Consider the following 1595-nt stretch of genomic DNA (forward strand, 5'->3'; position numbering starts at 1 on the left):
CGCGCGACGGCCGATTTCGTCCACCGGGCGGTCATTCGGGAGCTGGCCGGCGCGCGCCGCAAAACGGGTAGCGGCAAGAGCGGCCTGCTTGAAATCCTGCCTGTCGGCCAACACGTGCTGGAGCGCACCGCGGTCAGGCTTGGCCAGGCCGGCGACCTGCGCGTGCGCCTGACCGCCGGCCTGCCCGCGGCCGGACGTCGGATTCTGGGACGCGAGGCCGCCGCCCTGTTGACCGGCCGCCTGCCACAGGCGCTCGACCGCGTGCTGACGCGCCTCGACCGCTCCCAGCTCGCCAGACATGTACAGACGGTTGAAGACCAGCTGGCCCTGCGCCAGCAGCTCAGCGCCCACGGTCTGGTCGCCTTCGTCGCCGAGGGCAGCAGCCTGCCCCGCCACAGCGGAGCGGACGATAGACCGCTCGACGGAGCGATTCCGCTCGAGGTGCCGCCGGCCCTGGCCTGTGAGCTTGAAGCCCCCCACGCCGGCCCGCTACGCGGGCTGGGCGTCCGGGCCGGGGTGACGCTAATCGTCGGCGGCGGCTATCACGGCAAATCGACCCTGTTGGCGGCTCTGGCCCAGGGGGTGTACGACCACATTCCGGGTGACGGTCGGGAGCGCTGCGTGAGCGTGCCGGGGGTGGTGAGCATTCGGGCCGAGGACGGGCGCGCTGTCCGGGAGGTCGATCTGCGGCCGTTCATCGCCGCCCTGCCGCTCGGTCGCCGAACCGACCGGTTTGACACCGACGACGCCTCGGGCAGCACCTCGCAGGCCGCAGCGATTGTCGAAGCCCTGGAGGTCGGCGCGACCGTGCTGCTGATTGACGAGGATACGGCGGCGACCAATTTCATGATTCGGGATGCCCGGATGCGGCGCCTGGTGCCGGATGACAGAGAACCGATTACGCCCTATCTTGATCGCGTTCGCCAGCTGTGGGAGGAGCGCGGGGTGTCTTCGATTCTGGTTGTGGGTGGGGCCGGCGACTACCTCGACGTGGCGGATCGGGTGATTCACATGGACGAGTATCGGCCCCGCGATGTCACGGCTCGGGCCAAAGACATTGCCGCAACCCTGCCCCAGGCCGGCCCGCAGCCGCCCGGCAGATGGCCGCCGGCAGCGGACCGGCTACCCGACCCGCGCAGCCTCGACCCCAGTCGGGGCAGGAAGGCCGAGCGGGTGCGCGGCGTGAAAACCCGCACCATCGAGTTCGGGACTGAAGAGATTGAGGTCTCGCTGCTGTTTCAGTTGGTTGATCCGGCCCAGTGTCGGATGATCGGGGATGTCTTGCTGGCCTGCGCCCGCGGGCTGTGTGACGGACGGCGTAGCCTGGCCGACATCCTTGAGCTGATCGAGACCCGCATTGAGCGCGACGGTCTGGAAGCTCTGACCCAGCCCGGCTTCGGCGACCGGGCTCGGGTGCGGCGTTTTGAGATTGCCGCTGCCCTCAACCGATTGCGCAGTTTACGTCTGATGCCCCAATCGAAAAAGACGAGTTGAACCGACCCTTAGGCATCGTGCAGAGCGGCCACGCCGGGCAGCTGTTTGCCCTCCAGGAACTCCAGCGACGCCCCGCCGCCGGTTGAGATATGCGTCATCCG

Annotated in this window: 2 protein-coding genes; one reads left to right on the forward strand and one right to left on the reverse strand. The window is 68.8% G+C overall.

Annotated features, from left to right (window positions below):
- Positions 1-1494: ABC-ATPase domain-containing protein (locus J4F42_15985; GenBank protein MCE2487015.1), on the forward strand; the 1494-nt coding region annotated here is incomplete at its 5' end.
- 8 nt (positions 1495-1502) lie between these two features.
- Here J4F42_15985 and pgk read toward each other — a convergent pair.
- A partial coding sequence (gene pgk / locus J4F42_15990; GenBank protein MCE2487016.1) for a phosphoglycerate kinase occupies positions 1503-1595 on the reverse strand: 93 nt, incomplete at its 5' end.

The organism is Desulfurellaceae bacterium (assembly GCA_021296095.1).
Classification (GTDB): Bacteria; Desulfobacterota; Binatia; order Bin18; family Bin18; genus JAAXHF01.